19 protein-coding genes are annotated in these 25662 nt (G+C 66.9%); 8 read left to right on the forward strand and 11 right to left on the reverse strand.

From position 1 onward, the window contains the following. The first annotated feature begins 79 nt into the window (after positions 1–79). From AAW00_RS11815 to AAW00_RS11825, 3 genes are all read left to right on the forward strand, one after another. Positions 80–685 (forward strand): hypothetical protein, encoded by a 606-nt coding sequence (locus tag AAW00_RS11815; protein WP_047004657.1) that lies wholly within the window; start codon positions 80–82, stop codon positions 683–685. A 275-nt stretch (positions 686–960) separates the two neighbouring features. Next, positions 961–2457: an Asp-tRNA(Asn)/Glu-tRNA(Gln) amidotransferase subunit GatB gene (gatB, locus tag AAW00_RS11820; RefSeq protein ID WP_047004658.1), complete on the forward strand. Its 1497-nt coding sequence runs from the start codon at positions 961–963 to the stop codon at positions 2455–2457. 11 nt (positions 2458–2468) lie between these two features. Then, positions 2469–2924, forward strand: a complete 456-nt coding sequence (locus AAW00_RS11825) for a tRNA (cytidine(34)-2'-O)-methyltransferase (RefSeq protein WP_047004659.1) — start codon at positions 2469–2471, stop codon at positions 2922–2924. A gap of 7 nt (positions 2925–2931) precedes the next feature. Here the strand turns inward: AAW00_RS11825 and AAW00_RS11830 are convergent, their stop codons facing one another. Genes AAW00_RS11830 through AAW00_RS11840 form a run of 3 tightly spaced genes read right to left on the reverse strand, consistent with a single transcriptional unit; the run spans position 2932 to position 8311 of the window. Continuing rightward, positions 2932–3246: a hypothetical protein gene (locus AAW00_RS11830; RefSeq protein ID WP_420911631.1), complete on the reverse strand. Its 315-nt coding sequence runs from the start codon at positions 3244–3246 to the stop codon at positions 2932–2934. Further along, a complete protein-coding gene (locus AAW00_RS11835; RefSeq protein WP_052761926.1) occupies positions 3243–6119 on the reverse strand; it encodes a M16 family metallopeptidase in 2877 nt (958 codons plus the stop codon). The genes AAW00_RS11830 and AAW00_RS11835 overlap by 4 nt, the downstream gene beginning before the upstream one ends. Before the next feature lie 50 nt (positions 6120–6169). After that, positions 6170–8311, reverse strand: a complete 2142-nt coding sequence (locus tag AAW00_RS11840; protein ID WP_047004661.1) for an acylase — start codon at positions 8309–8311, stop codon at positions 6170–6172. A 133-nt stretch (positions 8312–8444) separates the two neighbouring features. On the opposite strand from AAW00_RS11840, the gene clpB reads away from it, so the two are divergent. The 5 genes from clpB to AAW00_RS11865 all read left to right on the forward strand — a co-directional run bounded on the left by clpB (position 8445) and on the right by AAW00_RS11865 (position 17274). Beyond that, positions 8445–11030 (forward strand): ATP-dependent chaperone ClpB, encoded by a 2586-nt coding sequence (gene clpB / locus AAW00_RS11845; RefSeq protein ID WP_047004662.1) that lies wholly within the window; start codon positions 8445–8447, stop codon positions 11028–11030. A gap of 215 nt (positions 11031–11245) precedes the next feature. After that, on the forward strand, positions 11246–14851 hold the full coding sequence (locus AAW00_RS11850) for a TonB-dependent receptor domain-containing protein (protein WP_047004663.1): 3606 nt from the start codon (positions 11246–11248) through the stop codon (positions 14849–14851). A gap of 177 nt (positions 14852–15028) precedes the next feature. Then, positions 15029–15814, forward strand: a complete 786-nt coding sequence (locus AAW00_RS11855; RefSeq protein ID WP_047004664.1) for an SDR family NAD(P)-dependent oxidoreductase — start codon at positions 15029–15031, stop codon at positions 15812–15814. Positions 15815–15824: 10 nt separating this feature from the next. Further along, entirely contained in the window at positions 15825–16727 is a 903-nt protein-coding gene (gene mtnP / locus AAW00_RS11860) for an S-methyl-5'-thioadenosine phosphorylase (protein ID WP_047004665.1), read from the forward strand. A gap of 67 nt (positions 16728–16794) precedes the next feature. Beyond that, entirely contained in the window at positions 16795–17274 is a 480-nt protein-coding gene (locus AAW00_RS11865; protein ID WP_047004666.1) for a MarR family winged helix-turn-helix transcriptional regulator, read from the forward strand. 93 nt (positions 17275–17367) lie between these two features. Here the strand turns inward: AAW00_RS11865 and AAW00_RS11870 are convergent, their stop codons facing one another. The 8 genes from AAW00_RS11870 to AAW00_RS11905 form a co-directional block, all read right to left on the reverse strand. Beyond that, a complete protein-coding gene (locus AAW00_RS11870) occupies positions 17368–17649 on the reverse strand; it encodes a hypothetical protein (RefSeq protein ID WP_047004667.1) in 282 nt (93 codons plus the stop codon). Between the two features lie 504 nt (positions 17650–18153). Next, positions 18154–19173 carry a type II secretion system F family protein gene (locus AAW00_RS11875; RefSeq protein ID WP_187331022.1) on the reverse strand — a complete coding sequence of 340 codons (1020 nt, stop codon included), beginning with the start codon at positions 19171–19173 and terminating at the stop codon, positions 18154–18156. A gap of 25 nt (positions 19174–19198) precedes the next feature. After that, positions 19199–20170, reverse strand: coding sequence for a type II secretion system F family protein (locus tag AAW00_RS11880; RefSeq protein ID WP_047004669.1), 972 nt, complete (start codon positions 20168–20170; stop codon positions 19199–19201). A gap of 83 nt (positions 20171–20253) precedes the next feature. Beyond that, positions 20254–21558 (reverse strand): pilus assembly protein CpaE, encoded by a 1305-nt coding sequence (locus AAW00_RS11885; RefSeq protein WP_047004670.1) that lies wholly within the window; start codon positions 21556–21558, stop codon positions 20254–20256. A gap of 3 nt (positions 21559–21561) precedes the next feature. Then, the gene (locus tag AAW00_RS11890) at positions 21562–22227 is read right to left on the reverse strand and encodes a CpaD family pilus assembly protein (RefSeq protein WP_047004671.1); all 666 of its coding nucleotides are present in this window, start codon (positions 22225–22227) and stop codon (positions 21562–21564) included. A 5-nt stretch (positions 22228–22232) separates the two neighbouring features. Next, a complete protein-coding gene (locus tag AAW00_RS11895; protein WP_082125060.1) occupies positions 22233–23852 on the reverse strand; it encodes a type II and III secretion system protein family protein in 1620 nt (539 codons plus the stop codon). Between the two features lie 68 nt (positions 23853–23920). Then, positions 23921–25018, reverse strand: a complete 1098-nt coding sequence (cpaB, locus tag AAW00_RS11900) for a Flp pilus assembly protein CpaB (RefSeq protein ID WP_047004672.1) — start codon at positions 25016–25018, stop codon at positions 23921–23923. A 75-nt stretch (positions 25019–25093) separates the two neighbouring features. Further along, positions 25094–25597, reverse strand: a complete 504-nt coding sequence (locus tag AAW00_RS11905) for an A24 family peptidase (protein WP_047004673.1) — start codon at positions 25595–25597, stop codon at positions 25094–25096. Positions 25598–25662 lie beyond the last annotated feature (65 nt).

Here is a 25662-nt window from a genome sequence, read left to right on the forward strand (position 1 = left end):
AACCCGATCGGCTCCGCTGCACCGTCTCCGGCGGCAAGTGCGTGCGTGGCTGGGGCGGTATCCGCGAATCTTTCTGGCCGTGCAGAAATGGCGCGGCAGCGGCCGGCAAAAGCGCAGCCTGCTGGCCGCGGATACCGACATCGTGATCGAGGGCTTTCCTCGCTCGGCCAACAGCTGGTCGGTGCGTGTGTTCGCGCATTGGCAGAGGCCGCGCAGGTTGCGGATCGCCCACCACCAGCATTCGGAGGCGCAGGTTCTGGCGGGCGTCGCACGCGGCATGCCCGTCATCCTGCTGCTGCGCGATCCCGCCGACGCCGTGCGCAGCCTGAATGAACTGGACGGGACGAACCTTGACTGGGGCCTGCGCCGCTGGATCGCCTTCTACCGCGCGGCGGAGCAGGTAATCGACAAGGTCGTGGTGGCGACATTTGCCCAGGCGACCGGCGATTTCGGCAGCGTCGTTAAGCGGGTCAACGAACGGTTCGGCACGGAATTCGCCTTCGGACCGACCGATGACGCCCTGTTCGCCCGGATCACCGCGAGGATGTACGATACCGGTTTTCCCCATGCCGCGCGAGAGCCGCGAGGCGCCGGTGGATTGCCTGCTATGGACCCGGCATTGCTCGCCGCGGCACAGGCACTCTACCGCCGGCTTGCCGCGCGGGCGGGCGCTGGTCCGACGTGAGTCCGTGGCGGTCGGCACCGCTCAGCCATTTCGCGGGCAGGGGCACGGGCCTTTTGCCAACCCAGAAAATTGCCTATCGATAAGCCATGTCGATGACTTGCCAGCCCGAACCTGTCGCCCCGTCTGCGGAGGCTTGACCACGCGCGCCGATAGTACAACGCCAGCACGGGGCGCGCTGGAAGCCAGATCGCAGTGCGTCCGCATTATCGCGATCGTCACCTCACGACCATCTGACACCCTTGCGCACGTCGCCGCAGGCTTTATCGGGAACAGACATGAGCACCTATCGCATCCACGGCGCCACTGGCGAATGGGAGGTCGTGATCGGCCTCGAGGTCCACGCGCAGGTTTCCACCAACGCCAAGCTGTTCAGCGGCGCCAGCACCGCCTTCGGGGCGGAACCCAACAGCCAGGTCAGCCTCGTCGACGCGGCCATGCCGGGAATGCTGCCCGTGCCCAACCGCGAGTGCATCCGCCAGGCCGTGCGCACCGGCATGGCGATCGAGGCCGAGATCAACGCCTGGAGCCGTTTCGACCGCAAGAACTACTTCTACGCCGACCTGCCGCAGGGCTACCAGATTAGCCAGCTCTACCACCCTATCGTGGGCGAGGGCTCGCTGACCATCGAGGCGGACGAGAAGGCCGGCATCCCCGAGGACAAGGTCATCGGCATCGAGCGCATCCACGTCGAGCAGGACGCGGGCAAGCTGATGCACGACCAGCACCCGACGATGAGCTACGTCGACCTCAACCGCACAGGCGTGGCGCTGATGGAGATCGTCAGCCGCCCGGACATGCGCTCGCCCGCCGAGGCGGGGGCCTATGTCCGCAAGCTGCGGAGCATCCTGCGCTATGTCGGCAGCTGCGACGGCAACATGGAGGAAGGCTCCATGCGCGCCGACGTCAACGTCTCCGTGCGCAAGCCGGGTGAGGAGTTCGGCACGCGGACCGAGACCAAGAACGTCAATTCCGTGCGCTTCGTCATGCAGGCGATCGAGCACGAGGCGCGGCGGCAGGTCGACCTGATCGAGGACGGCGGCACGGTGGTGCAGGAAACGCGGCTGTTCGACCCGAACACCGGCACCACCCGCTCGATGCGGTCGAAGGAGGACGCGCACGATTATCGCTACTTCCCCGATCCCGACCTGCTGCCGCTGGAGCTGGACGAGGCCTTCCTCGCCGAATGCCGCGCGTCCTTGCCCGAGCTGCCCGACGCCAAGCGCGCGCGGTACGAGGGCGAGCTTGGCCTCACCCCCTACAACGCGCGCGAGCTGACCGCAGAGGTCGAGACATTCGCCCGGTTCGAGACGCTGCTCGCGGAAACGGCCAAGGCGCTGGACAAGAACGAAGCCGATGTCGCCACGCAGGTCGCCAACTGGTCGCTCTCGGTCGCGCCCGGGGTGATGAAGTCGCTCGGCGACGAGGGCGATGCCGCCCATGCCACGGCCGCGCGTCAGGCCGCCATCCTCAAGATGCAGGACGCGGGCGAGATCAGCGGCGGACAGGCGAAGGAAATCTTCGAGCGCGTGCTGCGCGAAGGCCGCGAACCCGAGGAGATCGCCGCCACCGAAGGCCTCAAGCAGGTCAGCGACACCGGCGCGATCGAGGCCGAGATCGACAAGATCATCGCAGCCAATCAGGACAAGGTCGAGGAATACCGCGGCGGCAAGGACAAGCTGTTCGGCTTCTTCGTCGGCCAGACGATGAAGGCTATGCAGGGCAAGGCCAACCCGGCGGTCGTGAACCAGTTGCTGAAGGACAAGCTGGGATAGGCGCAAAGGCCTTGTCCTCGATTGTCCTCGTCCATCCCGAAATCGCCGGGAATACCGGTGCCGTCGGGCGGACCTGCGTGGCGCTGGACATGGAACTGGTGCTGATCCGCCCTTACGGCTTCACCATCACCGACGCGCGGCTGAAGCGCGCCGGGCTCGATTACTGGCAACACGTGCGGCTGGCGGAGTTCGAAAGCTGGGAGACGTTTCTGGCCGAGCGTAGCCCGCGCGCCGACCAGCTTTTCCTGTTCGAGGAATATGCCGAGACCTCGTTCTACGACATTGCTTACCCGGAGGACGCCCTGCTGGTGTTCGGGCAGGAGACCAAGGGCCTGCCGTCAGCGATAGTCGAGGCGCACCGCGACGCTTTGGTCAAACTGCCGATGCGCAGCGAGCACATCCGCTCGCTCAACCTCGCCAACACGGTGACGGCAGCCGCCTACCAGGCGCTGCGCGGCCGGATCTGACCGCGTCCTAGTTCGCGGCGCGCTTCGTCGCGCGGAAGGGCATCTTGCCGAACAGGCCGGCGTCGACCGTGCCGGTCGCCTCGCCGCCTTCGTCCACCGTGGCCTCGCAGTCGAGCTTCATGGGCATGGGGCTCGTCATCTTCATGGTCCAGCGCAGCGTTTCGCCGTCGATGCTGCCATTGTCGATGTCCATGCTGCCGAGCGAGCCGGAGAGCGATCCGGAAAAGCCGCCGGCACCGTCGGGCACGACGGTCATCGTGCCCGACTGCTGGCCCATCGGGCTGTCGACGGTAAAGTCGTAGGTTCCGGACAAGTCGCTCACAGTTCGCTCGCCTCCAGGTACTGGATATCCATGCCCAGCGTCTCCAGCTGGGGGTCGATCACGCTGCGGTCGCCGACCACCACGATGACGAGGTCGTCGGGCTGCAGGTACTGCGCCGCCGCCCGGTCGATCGCAGCGGCATCGATCGCGCCGTAGAGCGAGGGCAGGGTCGCATCGTAACGCAGGTCGCGGCCGAGCAACTGGTTGGTAAGGAGCGCGCCCAGCACCTGTCCGTTGGTCTCGTAGCGGTTGGGCAGGTTGCGCACGTTGCCCTCGGTCACGCGCTGCAGCTCGCCCGCGTCGATCGGGCGATCGGCGGAGAAAGCGGCCATCTGGTCGAGGATGACGCGGATCGAATCGGCGGTGCGGTCCGCCTGCACCTGCGTCGCCACGCGCAGCACGCGCTGGCCCTGTGCAGCGGGGATGCCCGAGCCGATGCCGTAGGTCCATCCGCGCGTTTCGCGCAGGTCCTGGTTCAGCCGCGAGAGGAAGCCGCCGCCCAGCACCTCGTTGGCGAGGTCGAGCGGCTCCATGCCCGGCTGCCAGCCCGCAAACGGCACGAGGCGGCCGATGGTGAGGAAGCTGGAAGGCGAGTTCGGCCGGTCCACCACCACCAGCCGCGCTGCGGGAGCGGGCGAGGCGGCGGTGACGGTGTTGACCGGGGCGGGCGTGGCGGGCGCGCGCCAGTCGCCGAAGGCCTGCTCCAGCGCCGCGGTCAGCTCCGCCATCGTCACGTCGCCGACCACGGTGATGGTGGCAAGATCGGGCCGGAACCACTTGTCGTGTTCGGCTTGCAGAGCCGCGGGATCGAGGCTGGCGACGACCTCGGCATCGCCCCCGGAGGAAGCGTAGGCATAGGGGTTGGCCTCGCCGTAGACGACGGTGTTGAAGGCCCGGCTGGCAAGGCCGCCGGGGTTGGCGAGCTGCTGGGCGATGCCCGCGACGCGCTGCTGCTTCACCCGCTCGACGGCATCAGGCGCGAAGGCCGGGTTGCGGACCACGTCGGCCATCAGGTCGAGCGAGGGTTCGAGATTGGCGGTCAACGCGGTCATCGAGACGACCGAACGTTCGGCCCCGGCACCCGCGCTGAGCGAGGCACCCAGCGATTCCTCCTCGATGGCGATCTCTTCCGCGCTGCGGGTGGTCGTGCCCTCGGTCAAGAGGCTCACCATCGTCTGGTGCACGCCCGCGCGGCCCACGGGATCGACGATCGAGCCGGCGGCAAAGCTCATGGCGAGCGTAACCTGCGGCACCACGGTGCGCCGGGCGAGGGTCACGCGCATGCCGTTCGACAGCGTTGCCTGCTCGACGGTGGGGAAGGTCAGCGCGCCGACCGGGGCGACCGGGGGATAGGCGCGTTCCGGCCCGGTGCGGGTGACTTCGACCTGCGCCCCGGTATCCGCGGCGGGGGCGGGCATCGTGTCCTCGTCACCCCAGCCGCCCATCGTGCCGCCATCGAGCGTGCGCTCGCCGGGCTCGACGGTGAGGGTGAAGGCGGGGCGGCCCAGCCAGCGCTGCATCGCGCCCTGTACCTCTGCGGGGGTGAGCGAGGCCATGCGATCGAGCTCGGTGCGGTAGAACCCGGCATCGCCGGTGTAGAGCAGCCCTTCGGCGAGGATCATGCCCTTGCCGCCGAAGTTGCCCACGCTCTGCAACCCGCTGATCTGCGCGGAAGCGATCTGCGTCACGGCGCGGTTGATTTCGTCCTGTGTCGGCCCGTCGGCCAGCATCCGGGCGATTTCGCTTTCGAGCAGCGCGAGCGCGGTGGACTGGTCGACGCCGTCCTTCACGTTCACCGTCGCCTCGATCTGGCTGAGCTGTTCGAACTGCTGCGCCGAGGCGGATACGCTGGTCGCCAGTTCGTCGCCGCGGACCATGGCGTTGTCGAGCCGCGAGGAGGCGAGGCCGCCGAGGATGTACATGCCCACCTGCAGCGGCACGGCGTCGGGGTGTTCCATGCCCGGCCCCGTCCAGGCGCGGGTGATGCGCACCTGCGGCACCTGGTCGGTGATCGTGCGGCTGACGGGGGCGGCGAGGGTGACGGGGCCGGCCTCCTGCTGCACCACGTCGGGGCCGCGCGGAATGTCGCCGAACCAGCGTTCGACCATCGGGCGCACGGTGGCGGCGTCGATGTCGCCGGTCAGCGCGAGGACGACGTTGTTGGGGCCGTAATTGTCGCGGAACCAGCTCTGCACGTCGGCGAGGCTGGCGGCCTGCAGGTCGGCCATCGAGCCGATGGTGGAGTGGCGATAGGGGTGGCCCACCGGGAGCAACCCTTCCGCCATCACGTATTCCGTAAGGCCGTAGGGCTGGTTGTCGCCCTGCCGCTTCTCGTTCTGTACCACCATGCGCTGGTTATCGAGCTTTTCCTGGCTCACCGCGCCGAGCAGGTAGCCCATGCGATCCGATTCCATCATCAGCGCCAGGTCCAGCGCGCCGGTCGGCACCACCTCAACGTAATTGGTGCGGTCGTACCAGGTGGAGCCGTTGGTGCCGGTGGAGCCCGCGGCCTCGAGCGGGACGTCGAAATTCTCAACGTTCTCGCTGCCGCCGAACATCAGGTGCTCGAACAGGTGGGCAAAGCCGGTGCGGCCGCGCGGTTCGCTCTTGCTGCCGACGCGGTAGTAGGTGGTGACGCCGACCAGCGGGCTCTTGCGGTCGGTGTGGACGACGACCTGCAACCCGTTGTCGAGGGTGAAGGTTTCGTAGGGAATCTCGACCGCGGAAACGATTTCCTGCAGCGATGCCGTCTGCGTGGCGGTGTTGGCCGCGACGGCCTGTTCGGTCGTGGCGGCGGGCACGGTGGCGCACCCGGCCAGCGCGAAGGCGGCGAGCGCGGGGAAGAGCGGGCGAAGCATGAAGGCTGATTTCATGCGCAACCTGTTAGCACGCCGCGCGCGCGATGGAAGGTGCTAAACGCGGGTCAGGGCGCGGGCGAGAAAACCTGCCTGCGGCTGCTCGCATGGGCCATCACCGCCTCGCGCCAGAAATGGACGGGCTTCAGACGATGCGCTGCGTAGAGGCGCATCTGGTCGGTATAGTGCGGGCTGTCGGGGCGCGTGGTGGCGGAGCCGAACGGCTGGATCGATTGCGAACGCACCTGCATCCCCGGCTCCCACTCCACGAACATGATGAAGCTGTCGCCGTGGCGCAGCGAGAGGCGGCCGTCCTCATCGACGTCCCACAGGGTGCTGGCGCGCAGCGTGTCCGACCCACCGTCGAGCGGCAGGTCGACATCGCCCTGGCGCAGGCGCAGGAGGTCGCTCATCGGCACGTCGAGGCGGCCGAAGGTGTCCATCAGGTGATTGGCCGAGCGTTCCAGCTCTTCGCGCGGATCGGGCATGGCCTCGCGGTTGTAGTCGGAGCCCATGAAGGGCCGCACCATCAGCAGCGCCAGCGCATCGGCGGGACCGCGGTTGTCGGCGGTGAGATCCCAGCGCGCGAGCAGGGCCTGCGCGCGTTCGAGCAGCGGATCGTCCGAGACATCGAGCGCGGCGACGCTGTCCAGCATGGTGGCGATGTAGCCTTCGCGCAGGTACCCGGTGTCGTACTTGATCGCCTCCAGCCGGGCGCGGTCGATGGGGCCGGACTCGCCAAGCAGTTGCGCGGCACGGCGGGCGCGGTTGGTCATCCGCGTCTCGATGCCAAGCACGGGGCTGAAATCGGCAGGATCGAGGTCGCTGCCCGGCCCGGCGGCGCTGAAGGGCGTGTTGTTGGCGTTGAACAGCCATCCGCTCGCGGGGTTGACCACCCACGGCAGTTCGTCCGCCTCGACCGGCCCGCTCCAGATCAGGCGGCTGTCGTCGCCGGGCAGGATCCCGCGCCAGTCGGGCCCTTCCACCCGGTCGGGGATGGCGGCGTTGTAGAAATAGGCGATGGTCCCGGCCTCGTCGGCGTAGATGAAGTTCGTCGACGGCACATCCAGCCGCGAGACGATCTGTCGCCACTCGTCGAAGGAGGTCGCCTTATTGAGACGATAGTACTCGTCGAGGTTGCCGAGATTGTCGATCCCGCCGTAGCGCACGGCAAACCAGCCATCGTCGTTGTGGATCACCGGGCCGTGGACGCTGCGATAGATCGTGCGCGGGATGGCCAGTGTAAGCGGGCCCAGCTTCACCGGCAGCCAGACCTGCCGGCTTTCCAGGTCGTGCCACTGCCCGTCGAGCCGGTACTGCATCGTGTCCTCGTTCACCACGAGGCGGTAGATGTCGGTCATGTCGGGCTGGTTGACCGTGTTGGTCCAGCCCAGGTGCTCGTTGTGGCCGAGGAAGGGGAAGGGGCTGCCGGGGAAGTTGGCCCCGGCGAAGTGCCAGCCCTCGCCGCTCTCGACGACCAGCTCGTACCAGGCCACCCCGCCGCGGAACGGCTGGTGCGCGTTGCTGACGAGGCGGGTGACGCCGTCGCCTGATTTCTCCGGAGCGATGGCGAAGGCGTTGGAGCCCGACATGGCCGCTTCCTGCCCCTGCGGCAGCACCAGCGGCGGGCCGGGCTCCGGGTCCAGCGGCTCGCCCGAGACCAGCGCGGCGACGGTGTTGCCGAGGCCGAAGAAGAACGGCTGGCGCAGCGCGAACCCGGCGGCGACATCGGTGCCGTTGACCGGGAACAGCTTGGAGAGCTTCAGCTCCTCGGGATGCTCCTGCGCATACGCGTTGAGGCCGCTGGCATAGGCATCGAACAGGGCGCGGGTGTCGGCGGGCAGGGCGGGGAACTGCCGCTCCGCTGTGCCGCGCGCATCGAGCAGGTGGTAGGCGAAATCGACGGCCGCGCCGTCCTCTCCCGCGATCGCGCCGTAGCGGCCCCGGGCCATCGCCATAACGTCCTGCAGGGTGGAGAAATCGTCCTCGGCATGGGCCACGGCGACGCCGAATGCGACGTCCGGGTCGGTGGCGCCGTAGATGTGCGGAACACCGTACTCGTCGCGCACGATCTCGGCCTGGTACTGGCGATCCGCCACCGGTGCCTGCCCCTCGCGCGCGGCCATCGGTTCCCACACCAGCAGGAAGACGAGGGCGGCGACCAGCAGGACGATCAGGAGGATGCCGAGACGTTTGAACCACTTGCGCATCGTGCCCCTGTGGCAGTGCGGTGCGCCCGGCACAAGTTGGCTCGACCGGCGTATGACAATTGCCGTCCGGTGCACTTGTGTGGCGCATTTGTCACACTATCTTGCGCTTACGACCAGTGGGGAAAGCACACCGATGAATCTCGACAAGTTCACCGACCGCGCGCGGGGCTTCCTGCAAGCTGCGCAGACCGTCGCCATCCGCAACTCGCACCAGCGCATCAGCCCCGAGCATATCCTCAAGGCGCTGCTGGAGGACGAGGAGGGCATGGCCGCGGGCCTGATGCAGCGCGCCGGGGCAAACCCGGGCCGCGCGGTGCAGGAAGTGGACACGCAGTTGGCGAAGATCCCGGCGGTGAGCGGGGGCGGGGCGCAGCAAACGCCGGGCCTCGACAACGATGCCGTGCGCGTGCTCGACCAGGCCGAGCAGATTTCCGAGAAGGCGGGCGACAGCTACGTCACCGTGGAGCGGCTGCTGATGGCGCTTGCCCTGGCGACGACCACCAAGGCCGGGCAGGCGCTGGCCGCCGCGGGCCTCGATCCGCAGACGCTCAACACCGCAATCAACGAGCTTCGCAAGGGCAAGAGCGCCGACAGCGCCAATGCCGAGGCCGCCTACGACGCGATGAAGAAATACGCGCAGGACCTGACGCAAAAGGCGCGCGACGGGAAGCTCGACCCGGTCATCGGGCGCGACGAGGAGATCCGCCGCGTGGTGCAGATCCTCGCCCGGCGGACCAAGAACAACCCGGTCGTCATCGGCGAGCCCGGCACCGGCAAGACCGCTATTGCCGAAGGCCTCGCGCTGCGCATCGCCAACGGCGACGTGCCCGATAGCCTGAAGGGCCGCACGCTGATGGCGCTCGACATGGGCAGCCTCATCGCCGGCGCGAAGTATCGCGGCGAGTTCGAGGAGCGCCTGAAGACCGTGCTCGACGAGGTGAAGGGCGCGGGCGGCGACATCATCCTGTTTATCGACGAGATGCACACCCTGATCGGTGCCGGCGCGAGCGAAGGCAGCATGGATGCCAGCAACCTGCTCAAGCCCGCCCTCGCGCGCGGCGAGCTGCATTGCATCGGCGCGACCACGCTCGACGAGTACCAAAAGTACGTCGAGAAGGACGCCGCGCTTCAGCGCCGCTTCCAGCCCGTGTTCGTGGACGAGCCGAGCGTGGAGGACACCATCTCCATTTTGCGCGGCATCAAGGAGAAGTACGAACTGCATCACGGCGTGCGGATCACCGATGCCGCCATCGTCGCCGCGGCGCAGCTTTCCGAACGCTACATCGCCGACCGCTTCCTGCCCGACAAGGCGATCGACCTGATGGACGAGGCCGCCAGCCGCATCCGCATGGAGGTGGAGAGCAAGCCCGAGGAAATCGAGGGGCTCGACAGGCGCATCATCCAGCTCAAGATCGAGGAGCAGGCGCTCGGCAAGGAGAGCGACGCGGCCAGCAAGGACCGCCTCGCCGCCCTGCGCGACGAACTCGCGAACCTCGAGCAGCAGAGCGCCGAGCTCACCACCCGCTGGCAGAACGAGCGCGACAAGATCCACGCCGAGGCCCGCGTCAAGGAAGAGCTCGACGCCGCGCGCATCGAGCTTGAGCAGGCCCAGCGCACCGGCGATCTCGCCAAGGCGGGCGAGCTGCAATACGGCACCATCCCCACACTCGAGAAGCGCCTCGCCGAGGCGGGCGAGGGCACGCAGAACGCGCTGCTGCGCGAGGAGGTGACCGAGGACGACATCGCCTCCGTCGTCAGCCGCTGGACCGGTGTTCCGGTGGAAAAGATGATGGAGGGCGAGCGCGACAAGCTGCTGCGCATGGAGCAGGAGATCGGCAAGCGCGTGATCGGGCAGGAAAAGGCCGTGATCGCCGTCTCCAAGGCCGTGCGCCGCGCGCGTGCCGGCCTGCAGGACCCGGGCCGCCCGCTCGGCAGCTTCCTGTTCCTCGGCCCCACCGGCGTCGGCAAGACCGAATTGACCAAGGCGCTGGCCGCCTTCCTGTTCGACGACGACCAGGCGATGGTCCGCATCGACATGAGCGAATTCATGGAAAAGCACGCCGTCAGCCGCCTGATCGGCGCGCCGCCCGGCTATGTCGGCTACGACGAGGGCGGCGTGCTGACCGAGGCCGTGCGCCGCCGCCCCTACCAGGTGGTGCTGTTCGACGAGGTGGAGAAAGCCCACGCCGACGTTTTCAACGTGCTGCTGCAGGTGCTCGACGACGGGCACCTGACCGACGGGCAGGGGCGGCGCGTGGACTTTTCCAACACCCTCATCATCCTCACCAGCAACCTCGGCAGTCAGTACCTTTCCAACCTCACCGAGGGCCAGAAGGTGGAGGACGTAGAGGACCAGGTGATGGACGTTGTGCGCGGGCATTTCCGGCCCGAATTTCTCAACCGGCTGGACGAGATCATCCTGTTCCACCGGCTGGCGCAGGAGCACATGGCGCCTATCGTCGATATCCAGGTGGCCCGCGTGCAGAAGCTGCTGCGCGACCGCAAGATCGTGCTCGACCTCACCGACGGCGCGCGCCGCTGGCTGGGCCGCGTAGGGTACGATCCGGTCTACGGCGCACGGCCGCTCAAGCGGGCGGTGCAACGCTACCTGCAGGACCCGCTGGCCGAGAAGATTCTCGCCGGCGAGGTGCCCGACGGCAGCTCGGTTGCCATCGACGAAGGCGACGGCGAGTTACGGTTTGTTGTGTCTCGAGGGTGAATGTTGAAACTTAACGCCAGTCCCTGTGTGATTTGCGCCACAGGCTGGCAAAAGGTTACCAACGCCCTTTGACAAGGGGCCCGTTACTGTTGCAACCATCCGTCTCCGCGTGGGACCGGGCTATCGCAGGGGTTCAGCATCGACGGGGCTTCCAAGCGCTTCGTAAGCTGTTGTGATTTCGCCGGTTCCTCCGAGACTTATGGGCTGGAGTAACCATGACAAAGCTTAACAAGACTTACCTGACGGGCCTCGCCGTGTCCGTTTCCGCCGCGGCCATCCTGGCCGGCGCGCCTGCCTATGCGCAGCAGACCACGGGCCAAGCTGGCGATGCGTGCCAGATCGGCGGCGTGGCCGGTGTGCTCAATGGCGCCGGTACCTGTGTGGCCAACCAGCCCGCGAGCGGCGTGACGACTGACGCCCAGGTCGACCAGCCGGTCAATGTGAACGATGCCGACGCGACCGATTCGGACGCGGCCATCGTCGTTACCGGTTCGCGTATCCGCCAGGACACCTACACCAGCATCTCGCCGCTGCAGGTCCTCTCCACCGAGGCCTCGCGCGACGTGGGTGAATTCGATGCCGCGCAGATCCTGCAGCGCTCGGAAGCCGCTTCCGGCCAGCAGATCGACGCGACCTTCCAGGGCTTCGTGCTGAACAACGGCCCGGGTTCGCAAACGCTGAACCTGCGCGGCTTGGGTGCCGACCGCACCCTGCTTCTGATCAACGGCCGCCGCCTGGCGCCCGCCGGTGTGGAAGGCGCGCCGACCAGCCCCTCGATCAACCTGCTGCCGACTTCGCTGATCGCGCGTTACGACCTGCTGCTCGACGGTGCCTCCTCGGTCTACGGCTCTGACGCCGTCGCGGGCGTGGGCAACATCGTCCTGCGCAACGACATCGACGGTTTCGAACTCTTCGCTTCGGGCAACATCAATCCGATGGGTCGTGGCGAGGATTATACCGTCAGCGGCGCCTGGGGCACCACCTTCGATCGCGGCTTCTTCGGCATCGGTGCCGAATACGCCTTCCGCGACGAGGTCCGCCTGCGCGATCGCGACTTCCTGGCCGGCTGCGACACCAACTACGAGGTCGACCAGAACGGCAACATCCTGACCGTCGGTCTCGTCGACAATGCGTTGGTTCGTCAGGCGAGCGGCGGCAGGATCACTGTGTCGGAGAACGCCTGTAAGCAGGGCGGTCTCTCGGGCCGTATCTTCAACCCCTACAACTTCGGCGGTTCCGTCTACTTCGTGGGCGAGGGCAACGGCAACTTCCCGGGTTTCCCGCGTTTCCCCTTCGCCGATTCGTCGAACGCCTTCGGTGACAACATCGACAGCAACGGCGACGGCGTGCGTGACGTCGATTTCCAGAACTTCAACACCAACGGCAAGAACCTCGACCAGACGTTCATCTCGCAGCAGAAGCTGTACAACGTCATGGCCTACGGCGAATATTCGCTGGGCGGTGCGATGAACATCACGCCGTTCTTCGAAGCGCTGTACAGCCGGGCCGAGATCACCTCGGAAAACACCGGCGTGCCGCAGCTCTTCCCCTCGGTGCCGAACCTCAATCCGTTCAACCCCTGCAACATCTCGGGTAACAATCCGAACGGAACCGACTGCCGCCTGACCGACAACGCGCTGGCCGGCGGGTTCCCGGTCTATCAGGCTCCGGGTGTGGCTTTCAGCCGCGGCAATTTCGGCATCTCGCTTCCGGTGCAGCCGATCGTCGCCATCCGCGGCGATCGCAACAACTCCGACGTGACGCAGGAACAGTATCGAGGCGTGCTCGGTGTGCGCGGCGACCTGCCCTTCATCAACGACACCTGGACCTTCGAGGCATCGGGCGTCTACTCGCGCTCGGAAGGTCTCTCGATCCGCCGTGGTATCCGCGAGGATCGGCTGGCCTACGCCCTCGGTATCGACCCGACTCGTGACTTCAACAACGACGGCGTGATCGACAACAACGGCGACGGCATCGCCGACGACTACAACAACAACGTCGATATCTTTGCCGGCCCGATCGTGAACATCGGCGACAGCCGTCCGGGTCGCGGCACCTTCGTCGGCGGCGACACGCGCTACATCGGCCCGTGCGGTACGCTGGCGAACCCGAACCTGGCCGCGCCCGACCTGGTGCAGGGCTGCGTTCCGGTGAACCTGTTCGCGCCCAGCGTTCTGGGTGCGACGATCGGTGATTTCGCCACGCAGGCGGAGCGCGACTACCTGTTCGACGAGCGCGTGGTCGACACGACCTACGAGCAGGTCGTGGTCTCGGCCTACGCCACCGGCGATGTGGTCGAGCTCCCCGCCGGTCCGCTGTCGATCGTGGTCGGCGCCGAGTTCCGCGAGGACAGCATCGACACGACGCCGAACTTCCAGGCTTCCAACGGCCTGTTCTTCGGCTTCTTCCGCGATCTGGGCACGCGTGGCTCGAAGTACCTCCTTGAGGGCTTCGGCGAGGTGAACATCCCGGTTTTCCGCGACACCTATTTCGGCGACCTCGAGCTCAATGCCTCTGGCCGCGTCACGGAAGAGGAGTTCTACGGCACCGCCTTCACCTACTCCATCAAGGGTGGCTGGCGTCCCGTCGAGCAGGTTCTGCTGAAGGCGAGCTACGGCACGTCGTTCCGCGCGCCGAACCTGCGCGAGAACTTCCTGGGCGGTATCACCGGCTTCACCACGATCTCCGATCCATGCGCCGTGCCGCTGGCAGCCTTCCAGGCTCTTGCCAGCCCGACCCGTCCGGCCGGCTACCAGGCCGACCTCGACACCCGTGATCCCAACGTGATTGCCAACTGCCAGCGCGAAGGTCGTAATCCCTTCACCGTGGGTATCAACCCGGGCGGCACGAACACGATCACCACGGCCAGCATCGAGGTGGCGAACCAGGGTACGCTGCTGCTCGATCCCGAGACCTCGCGTTCGTTCACCACGGGCATCGCGGTATCGGAGAGCTACGGCAACTTCGACCTCTCGTTCAACTTCAACTACTACTCGATCATTCTCGAGGACTCGATCTCGGAACTCTCGGCGCAGTTCGCGATCAACGAGTGTTTCCTCGACGAAGACAACGTGCGTAGCGTGTTCTGCGACCAGATCGGTTTTGCCCGGGGCGATCGCTTCCTGATCAACCAGGCCTTCCCGACCTTCCTCAACCAAGACAAGGAAACGGTTCGCGGTATCGATCTGAACGCGACCATGGGCTACGATTTCCTCGTTGGCGGCGATACGCTGTCGCTGGGTCTCTACCTGCAGGCCAACCACCTGCTGGAGCGTAGCACCCTCTTCATCGTGGAAGACGAGGAAGTCGATTTCGACGACGATACCGGCGAGTTCGGTTTCCCCGAATGGACGGGCCGCGCCCGTGCGACCATCGCCTATGGCCCGGTGACCTTCACCTGGCAGACGCGCTGGATCGGTGAGACCGAGCAGCAGGCCGACGGCATCGACCTTCTGAGCGACGCCTTCGGTCGTGGCCCGGACGGTCGTCCGACCGGCTTCGTCGGCGACACCTGCCTCGGCAACGGTTCGGGTACCTTCAATGCTGCCACGGGTGTCTTCACCCCGAACGGCATCGTCCCGGGTGACGGCGTGTTCTGCCGCGACATCGGTTACGCGGACGATTACTTCGTCCACACCGCGTCGCTGCGGTATGACTTCAACGACCGCATCGTTCTGCGCGCCGGCGTGAACAACGTGTTTGACGAAGCTCCGCCGCTGATCGACACCAACGAGGTGTTCGGTGTGTCGAACGTTCCGATCGGTAACGGCTACGACCTCGACGGCCGCGAGTTCTTCGGCTCGATCAGCGTCCGCTTCTAAGCGCGCCTGACCGTCCGAAAGGGCAATTGAGGGGCCCCGCGATCGCTGCGATCGCGGGGCCCTTCGCTTTGCGGGGCGCTGCAATTCTCGAAGGCCGCCTTTACCCGCCCGGTAAGCGCATCTAGGACCGTGTACAGTCAGCGCGCCTCGCCGCGCACGAGAGGAGCAGCGTCCACCATGCAGATCGACACCACCCTTGCCGCCGTCGTTACCGGCGGTGCCTCCGGCCTCGGCGAAGCTACGGCGCGCGCACTGGCGGCAAAGGGCGCGAAGGTGGCGATCTTCGACATGAATGCGGACGCCGGCGAGGCAGTCGCCGCAGACATCGAAGGGGTCTTCTGCAAGGTCGATGTCTCCGACGAGGCTTCCGTCGATGCAGGCTTCGCCCGCGCGCGCGCGGCGCACGGGCAGGAGCGCGTACTGGTCAACTGTGCAGGGATCGGCACGGTGGGCAAGCTGGTGAAGCGCGACCGCGAAACCGGCGCCATCAGCCACCACCCGGTCGACCTCTACCGCAAGACCATCGAAATTAATCTCGTTGGCACCTTCATCTGCATGGCCAAAGCGGCGAGCGGCATGATGACGCTGGACCCGGTCGGCGAACACGGCGAACGCGGCGCCATCGTGAACACCGCCTCGGTCGCGGCCGAGGACGGGCAGATCGGTCAGGTCGCCTACGCCAGCAGCAAGGCGGCCGTGAAGGGCATGACCCTGCCCGTCGCACGCGACCTGATGGGCGAGGGCATCCGCGTCAATGCCATCCTCCCCGGCATCTTCCGCACGCCCATGCTTGCGGGCCTGCCCGAAAAGGCGCAGGCCGCGCTGGCCGAGGCGGTGCCCTTCCCCAAGCGGCTCGGCGATCCGGCGGAATATGCCAGCCTCGTGTGCTTCATGGTAGAGACCGGCTATTTCAACGGCGAGTGCGTGCGCCTCGACGGCGCGATCCGGATGCCGCCGAAGTAGGGCGCGAACGATGGCAAAGGCAGGCGACGACTGGCACATCGGCGTGATCGGCGGGTCCGGGCTATACGAGCCCGGCGCGCTGGAGGATGCGCAGGAGATCGCCGTCAAGAGCGCCTTTGGCGAACCGTCGGGCCCGGTCGTGACAGGCAGGATAGGGGGCCGCCGGTTCACCTTCATCGCGCGCCACGGGGCGGGCCACCGCCTCTCGCCGAGCAGGGTCGACTACCGCGCCAACATCGATGTGCTCAAGCGCTGCGGGGTGACGGACGTGCTGGCGATCTCGGCCATCGGTAGCCTCAGGGAAGAGTTCGCACCGGGCCACTTCGTGGTGGTCGACCAGCTGATCGACCGCACCTCCGGCCTGCGCGAACGCAGCTTCTTCGGCGACGGCATCGTCGCCCACGTGCCGCTCGCCGACCCGGTATGCCCCCGGCTTTCCGCGATGGCGGCCGGCGCGGCGGACAAGGCGGGGGCCACGGTACACCAGGGCGGCACCTACGTCGCCATCGAGGGCCCGCAGTTCTCCACCCGGGCCGAGAGCCTGCTCTACCGCGACTGGGGCGCACACGTCATCGGGATGACCGCCATGCCCGAAGCCCGCCTCGCGCGAGAGGCCGAACTTCCCTATGCGCTGGTCGGCATGGTCACCGACTACGATTGCTGGCGCGATGCCGGCGCCGATGTCGAAGTTGCCGAGATCATGCGCACGATGGCCGCCAATGCCGACAATGCCCGAGCATTGCTGGCGGAACTGGGCGCGGCCCTGCCTGCCGAGCGCGAGGCCAGCCCGATCGACACCGTACTCGATGCCGCCATCGTCACGCCGCGCGATGCTTGGCCGGTGGCCGCGAGCGCCCGGCTCGACGCGGTCGCGGGACGGCTCGTCGGCCTTCTCGGCGAAGGCAAGGCGTAAATCGCCCGAAACGGCGCGCTTTCGTGCGCGCTTGCATTGGGGCGCAAAATTGCCTTTGTAGTTGCGTATGCAACCGAACAGCGCGCTCGCCCGATTCCTGCCCTATCAGCTCTCGCTGGCATCCAACGCCGTGAGCGGGCGGATCGCGATGGAGTATCGCCAGCGCTGGGGTCTCTCGATCCCGGAATGGCGGGTGATGGCGGTGCTCGGCGATGCCGGCGCGCTGACCCAGCGCGACCTCACCCGGCGCACGCTGATGGACAAGGTGGCGGTCAACCGCGCCTGCAAGGTGCTGGAGGAACGCGGCCTGGCGGCGCGCACGCCGAACGAGCAGGACGGTCGCTCGCACCTGCTCGACTTGACGGCGGAAGGTCACGCCATGCATTCGGAGATCATGCCCCTCGCGCTGGAGATGGAGCGGCAGCTTTTCGAGGGTTTCAGCGGCGACGAGCTCGACCTCTTTCGCGCCCTGCTCGACCGCGCGCGCCACCAGGCGGACGGACTGTTGGACGATGATCTCTCGGGCGGCGGTTACGGCATCAAGTAGCTACGATCGCTTGGCACGCCCCGGCCAGCCCGTGTGCTCCATGAGCGCAGAGGGCTGACCGAGGCAACCGGACAAGTTCGTCGCAGGTGTTGGCTACAAGGCGAGTAGTAACAGGGCGCCAACGATACCGACGATCGCCGCGAGCAACGCGTAATCCTTGGGCTTGAACCCGTCGATATCGCTCCGGAACTGCTCATAGCCCCTCGGGTGCCGGCTTGCCAGGCTGGCGACATCGAAGGCGCTCGCTTCCCGTACGAACCAGTGCTTGAGTTTGCCAAGCTCCGTATCGTCGACATCTGGATAGCGATTGAGCAGACGCTCGATCTCGTCGTAACGCGCGGAAGAGTTGGCAGAATCTGCCTGGATATTGGTCATTTGGTTCACCTGAATTGATAGGAAAATCGGCCCGCGGCGCGGGCCTCATGTTCAGGTGTTTTTCGGGGGCGCCCGTGATGGAGGGGTAAGGTCGCGCGGACTCGCGGGAGGCGGTCCGGTTTGCCGCGGAGGGGCCTCGAAACTGCCGGCTACGGCGGCAAGGGCTGTCGGCGGCAGCAGAGCGGGCGTGGGAGGATCGAAGGGCTGCACGGGCAGACCGTGATCCGTGGATAATCGCGGGGCGAGCACTGCCACTTCGATCGTCGTCGCATCGAAGGCGGAGCCGCGGCGATCATCGTCGATAAAAGGCCGACTGGGCGTGGCCTGAAGCAGCGCTGCACAGATCAGGGTCAGCAGGCAGAAGCGAAAAAGGACGAGGCGCAAAAGCGAGAGCACCGGCGTCAGTTAGGGGGCGACTGCGGCGGCAACAAGGGCGGAACACTTGAATTGAAAAGGCCCCGCGCGGTGCGCACCGGCGGGGCCTTTCGATTGCTCGGTTCCGGCTCAGCCGCCGCTGTTGCTGCCCGGACCGTCGCCCGAAAAGGCATCCGAAATCGAGCAGGCCGCAGGGCCGAGAATGACGATGAACAGCACCGGTAGGATGAACAGGATCAGCGGCACGGTCATGATGGCGGGCAGGCGCGCAGCCTTTTCCTCGGCGCGCATCATGCGCTCGTTGCGGAATTCCGCGGAGAGCACGCGCAGGGCGGAGGCCAGCGGCGTGCCGTAACGCTCGGTCTGGATCATAGTCGTCACCACCCCACGCACGGCATCGAGATCCACGCGGTAAGCGAGATTCTCGAAGGCCTGGCGACGTTCGGTCAGGAACGACAGTTCGATAGCCGTCAGCGCGAACTCGTCACCCAGCTCAGGGTAAGCACGGCCCAGCTCGCGGGCGACGCGGTTGAAGGCGGCGTCCACGGTCAGGCCGGCCTCGGCGCAGATCACCAGCAGGTCGAGTGCGTCGGGCAGGCCTTTCTGGATCGCCTTGGTGCGCTTGTTGGCGATGTTCTTGAGGTAGGTTTCCGGGCCTTTGTACCCGGCGATAACCAGTGCAGCAAAACCCATGAAACGCTTGGTGCTGCCCCAGTCGGGGAACGTGTCGGTCCAATAGAACAGCACGACGCCGATAAGGCCGAAAACGACGGGCAGCACCATGCGCGCGAAGATGATGACGACCGCCATCTCCTTGTTGCGATATCCGGCCTGCGCCAGCTTCTGCTGCACGTCCTTGACCTGGCTTTCCTGCAGGACCTTCATGCCCTGCAGCGTGTCCTTCATCTTTTCGGTCGTGTCGGTCTTGCGCACCAAGCTCTGGCGCTTCCTGGCCGAACTGGTGATCATGCCGGTCTTGAGTTCGGCGCGGCGGGCGTTCAGAGCCTTTACGCGCTTGGCCATCGGGTCCTTCACGGTTACCGCGGCATAGATGGCAAATACCATCGCCAGCGCCGCGATCCCGGCCAGGATCGAGCCCACGAGCAGGACATCGACGCCGAGCAGCGTGGGTCCGGTGGAGGGAGTCATAAGCAACATTTCGTCCAGTCCCCCGTCAGATCTCGAAGCTGACCATCTTGGCCATGATGAAGGCGCCGATGCTCATCCACACCAGGCCGCCCAGCCCCGTCACGATCAGGCGATCGTCGGTAAAGAAGCCGCCGACGTATTCCGGATTGATCCAGTAGATCATGCCGAAGACGATGAAGGGCAGGGCGCCCACGATGTAGGCCGAAGCCTTGGATTCCGAGCTCATGGCGCGGATCTTCAACTTCATCTGCGCGCGCTTGCGCAGCACGTCGGCGAGGTTGGAAAGGGTTTCGGCCAGGTTGCCGCCCGTCTCGCGCTGGATGGCGAGCGTGATGACGAAGAATTGAAACTCCGGTGTGCCGAGTTTGTCGGCGGTTTCCTGCAGCGATTCCTCCATCGTGCGGCCGATACGGATGCGTTCGACCGCGGCGCGGAATTCCTGGCCGACCGGGCCGGGCAATTCCTGCCCGACGACGCTCAGCGTCTCGGCGACCGGCAGGCCGGAGCGCAGACCGCGCACGAGCAGCTCGATGGCATCGGGAAACTTGGCGTTGAACTGCGCGGTGCGGCGCTTGATGAAATTGCTCACCACCATGTGCGGCAGTCCGGCACCCACCAGTATGCCAATGCCCAGCGCCAGCGCGGGGGCGCCGGTCTTGAGGTAGAGCAGCAGCGTAACCACGACCGCGAGACCCGTCGACGCGTAGATATACTGCGACAGCGTCCACTTCTTGCCCGTGCGATTCAACCGAACCTGCAGCGCTTCCAGCCGCGAGCCGGAGCCCGCCGCCCTGAACTGCTTGGGCTTGCGCGACGCGATGGCCTTTTTCAGCTGGCTTTCGACTCTGTCGGTGGTGCTTTCGGAATGGCGGTAGCGAACCGATTGCAAGCGCCGCTGACCTTCCTTGGTCGGGCTTTTCCCCGTCATTGCCAGATAGCCGAGGATCATCAATCCCATCAGGCCACCGGCCACTAGGAGGAGTTGGATGATTGTCATGATCCGCCTTTTCTAACTACCTGGGTTCAATCGCGAGAGGTGGGGAAGTGGCGCGCGGCAAAGGGCCGCGCGCGCTGCCGCCCTTACTCGGCGGGTTCGGGGGCCGTCTCGGGGGTCGACTTCTTGACCGCGCCGCTCAGCAGCGACTTCAGGTCGAATTTGCCGAGGCCGCCGCCCTTCTTGCCGCTGTCCGCGAGGGAGGCTCCGCCGTCGTCGCTAACGCCCACGATGGTCTTTCCGATCTCGCGGATCGGAGCGACCGTCTTCGAACCTTTGTTGGCCTCGATGAAGGTCTGGCCCAGCTTGGCGGCATTGGCCGCGGCCTTCTGGTCGAGCGCGATCTGGAAGTTGATCTTGCGCTCGATCGAGGCTTCGAAGTCCGCCTTGCTGATCTCGGCCGCACCCGCCTGCATCTTGTTGCACACGATCATCGGGTGCGCGCCGGGGGCATTGGCCTTGAGCCAGGAAAGAATGCGGATCGTGTCGCGCGCCGAGGCCAGCGTGAGCTCGGTGACCAGCGTCACCACGTTCACGTCCGTCAAGAGGTGCGGGAAGTTGATCAGCATGTTGCGCGGCAGGTCGATCACCGTCATGTCGAAGGCCTGCCGGAACTCCTCCTCCAGCTGAAGGAAGGCGGTGCCATCCGTCATCAGCGGGGAGTTGATCGGCGCCTCGGCCGACATGATCGCCAGGTTGTCGTTGGCGCGGATCATGGCGCGTTCGATGAACAGGCCGTCGATGCGGCTCGGGTTCTCGATGGCATCGGTCAGGCCGCGGCCGGGCTCGAGGTCGAGGCTGAGCGCGCCGGTGCCGAAGTGCACGTCGAGGTCGAGCAGCGCGGTAGACCGCTCGTGCTCGATCGAGAACAGCCATGCCAGCGAGGTCGCCAGCGTGGAGGCGCCGACGCCCCCGCGGGTGCCGACCACGGCCGTGGCGATGTGCTCGTGCTCGTGGTCGCCGCCGTCACCGCCGCGCGGGTTGGCGAACACCGCCTGCGCGTTGGTCAGCGCATCGCGCAGCTGGCTCGCCGACAGGGGCTTGAGCAGGTAGTCGTGGATGCCGCTCGAGAGCAGGTCGCGGTAGAGGCGGACGTCGTTCACTTGGCCGACCGCGATCACCACCGTGCCGGGTTCGCAGACCTCGGCAAGGGCGTTGATGTCGTTCAGCGGGTCGCCGCTTTCCGACAGGTCGACCATCAGGATCGCCGGGCTGGCCGAGATCGAGAGCGACTGGATGGCATTGCGCAGGCCGCCCTTGTTGCACTTCTCCGGCTGCCAGCCCATCTCGATCACGACCGGGCGCAGCACGTCCAGCGCGCTGTCGTCGCAGATGAAGGCGCTGAACGGCTCGCGATTGCCGAGCGGGCCGGGTTTCCACTGTGCGTTCATGACTTAGCTACCTCCTTCGGTGGATGCGACTTCGGGCAGCGCGCCGCCGCCGTTGCCGGTGGGGGTGGCGTTGCGATAGGCGTTGATCGCGCGGTTGGACGTCATGATGACCGTCTCGCCCGTGCCGTGCTGGCCTTCCAGCAGGTCTTCCGGATTGGCGATCATCGCCGCCACGTTGGTGTTGACCGCGCAGCCGTAGCCGGTGGAGGTCTGGTTGCCGCGTTCGAAGCCGTACTCGTCGTCCCAGATCGGGCAGCCGGGCACGTAGGCGATGGAGCGGGTCACCACGACGCGCACGTTGCCGGGGCTGACGTAGCCCTCGGTGACGGGGGCGGAATCGGCCAGCAGGAGGCCGAAGCGGCTGGCGACGGCGGCCACGGCGTTGCGGGTCGCCGGGTTGCCGACCGGATCGTCGATCGACACGCGGTCGCCGTAGCGCAGGTCCAGCGTCTCGAACCAGTCCGCCAGACGGGCCTGCTCGGGCACGCTGAGGCCGGCATCGCTGGTGGCGAGGTCGAGCGCGTAGTTGGCGCGCTCCACCACCGGTTGGTTGGTGCTGTCGAGCGACATGTTGTTGTCACCGGCGGTCATCGTGCCGCAGGCGGAGAGGGCAAGGCCGAGCGCGAGCGCAAGGGCCGATGCACAGGTGCGTTTGGTGCGGTAGGTCATGTGCTTTACTCTCCGTTGTCGAAGCTGAAGCCGGGCAGCGCGGCGGCGCTGGCTGAGCGGGCGGGGGCGCCTTCCGGCGTCTGGCCCGCGGCGAGCGCCTGGGCGCTCTGGTCGGCGGCGCTGACGGCGGGACCGGCAGGCGCTTCGCCGGCGGCGCGCGGCATCGGGCGGCGGCCGCCCGTCTGGCCCGCGGTCTCGCGGCCGAGCAGGTACTGCTCGCCCGAGGCCGCAACGCCGAAGCCGTCGGTCGGCAGCATGATGTCGCGATCGTTCACCGGGCGCACCAGGTACGGGGTGACGACGATCACCAGTTCGGTCTCACCGCGGCGGAACTCGCTGGAGCGGAACAGGCTGCCCACGATGGGCAGGTCGCCCACGCCGGGAAGCTGGTCGACGACCTGCTGCGAGTTGTTCTGCAGCAGGCCGGCGATCATGAAGCTCTCGCCCGAGCCGAGCTCGATCGAGGTTTCCGCGCGGCGGATGGTCAGCGCCGGGATCTGGAAGCCGTTGAGCACGACCGATCCTTGCGTCGAGAGTTCCGACACCTCCGGGCGAACCCGCAGCGAGATGCGGCCGTTCGACAGCACCACCGGCGAATATGCGAGGCTGACGCCGTAGTTCTTGTACTGCACCGTGGTGGTACCAAGGCCCTGGCTGAGCGGGATCGGGAATTCGCCGCCGGCGAGGAACTCCGCGGTCTCGCCCGAGAGCGCCACCAGCGTCGGTTCGGACAGCGTCGTGACCAGGCCGCGGCGTTCGCCAAGGTCGAGCGCAGCGCCGATGTCGAGGCCGAGAAACTCGCCGAACAGGCCGAGCGTGCTGCCCAGATTGGCGCCGGTGATGGCCGAGCCTTCCGCCGGGATACGCGGCGGGTTGGCGTCGGAGATCGGGAAGGCCGGGTTGAAGTTGGGGTTCGGGATCGTCGTCATGAGCGAATCCGGACCCGTGGCGAGCGGGCGCCCTGGGCTGAACACGCTGGGCGGACGGCCCTGCGCCAGTCCGAACTGGAACCCGTCCGTGGTGTCGATGGTGGCAAAGTTCGAGCTGATGTTGCGCACCAGCGAACGACTGACCTCGGCAAAACGCACCCGCAGCATCACCTGCAGCGGTGTCGCCATGCGCAGGCGCGAGATCACGTTCGCTTCGGGGCCGACGAAGGCCTGCACCAGCCGCTCGGCTTCCGAGGCATCCTCGGGGGCGCCCACGGTGCCGGTCAGCAGCACGGTGTTCGATCCCATCGTGGCGACCGAGATGTTTGCCTCGGGCATCGCCAGCGAAAGCATCTGGTCGACGCTGTCGATGTTCGATCCCACGCGCACGTTGGCCGACCAGATGATGTCGCCCGCCGCGTTGCTGGCGTAGATGGTGGTCTCGCCGCCCGAGAGGCCGAAGACGTAAAGCTGGCGCTGCGACTTCACCTGGACGTCGGCGACGGATTCGTTGGCGACGAAGATGTCGGCCATGTTGCCGGGCACGGTCACCAGCTCGCCGCGGCCGATCGAGATCACGAGATCCTGGGCGGGAGCGATGGACTGGGCCTGCGCCGGGGTGGCGGCCGGCAGCACGGCGAGCGGCGCGAGGGCCACGGCGGCGCTGAGGACGGTCTTGACGAGACGGCTGGTCATTGTCTTGCCTTTCGGAGCGGTTCCGTTGGGAATGCGGGCGGGTGTGCGGTCAGCGATGGTCATGGCGATCACTGCCCGCCCACGGTGCGGGCCATGCGGTTCATGCCGCCGGCCTGCCGGTCGAGCATGGCGCCGGCGCCGCGGTCGACGGTTTCCACCGTCACGTTCTGGCGGCGGCTGACGCGCACCGTCGGTCCCGAGGGAGCGGCGGGAGCGGAGGGCCCGCTGTAGATCACTTGCGGCGCGCCCTGGACCTGCGGCTGGGGAGCGGCGGGCGGCGGAGCGGCACGGGGCACCGAGCTGCGCTGGAAGCGCGACACGTCGCCGCCGGTGGTGAAGGTGGTGGCACCGTCCTGCGGACGCGACACGGCGCGGCGCAGCAGGGCTTCCTCTTCCTCCGCCGAGGCGTTGTCGGGCAGGTCCACCGACCCGGCGGCAATGGCCCGCTCCAGCTCGGTCTGGTTGTCGGCGATGGAGCGCAGCACCAGGCTGATCGTGCCGATGGTCTGGGCAACGGCGATCTTCTCGGCGATGCGCGGGGTGACTTCCATCGTCACCGTGCGGAAGGCGCGGACCACGGTGCGGCCGTCCTCGGTGGTGGAGGTCTCGGTCGACTGGTCGGTCGCCAGCACGCGCAGGTTGGTAAGGATGGTCTCGGAGGTACGCAGGTCCTCGCCGCCGTCCTCGGCGCCGAGGGTCTGGGTCAGCACCATGTCGACACGGTCGCCGGGGAAGACGAAGCCACCCACACCGGTCCGCGCGGAAACGGGAACGGTAACGGCACGCATGCCCGGGCCGAGCGCCGCGGCGAGGAAGCCGCGATCGCCGGGCGAGACGAGCGAACCCTGGGTGACCGGCTCGCCGGCGGTGATCGGATGGCGCACCACGGTGCCGAGCAGCTGCTCCATGTCGGCCTCGCCGTCGATGAAGTAGGCATCCTGCACCAGTTCCTGCGGCCACAGCTGGTAGGCCACGGCGTCGGCGGTGATGATCGTGCCGACCGGCAGGCTGCGCTTGGCCACGAGGACCTTGGGTCCCTGCGGCTCGACCGGCGCGGCCTCGGCCTGGGGAGCCGCGGCTCCGGCGAACATGCTCCGGGCGGCAAGCGCGGTGCCGATCGCGATGATCAGCGCGCCTACCAGCAGGATGAGCTTCTTCTTGTCCATGGTGCTCAAAGCCCCCTCAAAAGTGTCTTGGCTTAATGTTTCTGCCGGATACGGCGGAAATGGTTAAAATCGGGTTCACCCCGCGTAGTGCGTGATCGAGGCGGCGTTCGCCGGGTCGGGGAAATAGAAGCTGACGATGACCCACAGGCCCGCCATCGCGATGGCGACGCCGTAGGGAATGGCGAGCCTGTCCTTCTGCCGCCGCATCACGTGCCAGGCGGCGAAGACCAGCGTCAGCACGCCGCCCAAGAGCGCCATCATCACGACGAGCTTGAGGAACAGCGCGGGCTGGATCCACAGGGCGAGCGCGGTAAGCAGTTTCACGTCCCCGCCGCCCATCGCGCGCAGGGCAAACAGCACGGACAGCACGGCGAAGGTGGCCACGGCCACGCCCAGTTGCATGGCGACATCGGGCCACAGCGACAGGTCGCTCGCCCACCAGAACAGCGGAGCGCCCAGCGCGATGGCGCCGTTCAGCCAGTTGGCGATGCGGCGAGAGCGCAGGTCGGTGAAGGCCGCCACCAGCAGCGCGATTGCAAGCGCGGCAAGCAGACCGTATCTGATCGGATCGTCCAGCATGTAGCCCCCAAATTCCCTTTGAGGCTCCGTGCTAGCGCGGATGGCTTACCAAAAAGTAACCACTG

Source organism: Aurantiacibacter luteus, from assembly GCF_001010945.1.
Taxonomy (GTDB): domain Bacteria; phylum Pseudomonadota; class Alphaproteobacteria; order Sphingomonadales; family Sphingomonadaceae; genus Alteraurantiacibacter; species Alteraurantiacibacter luteus.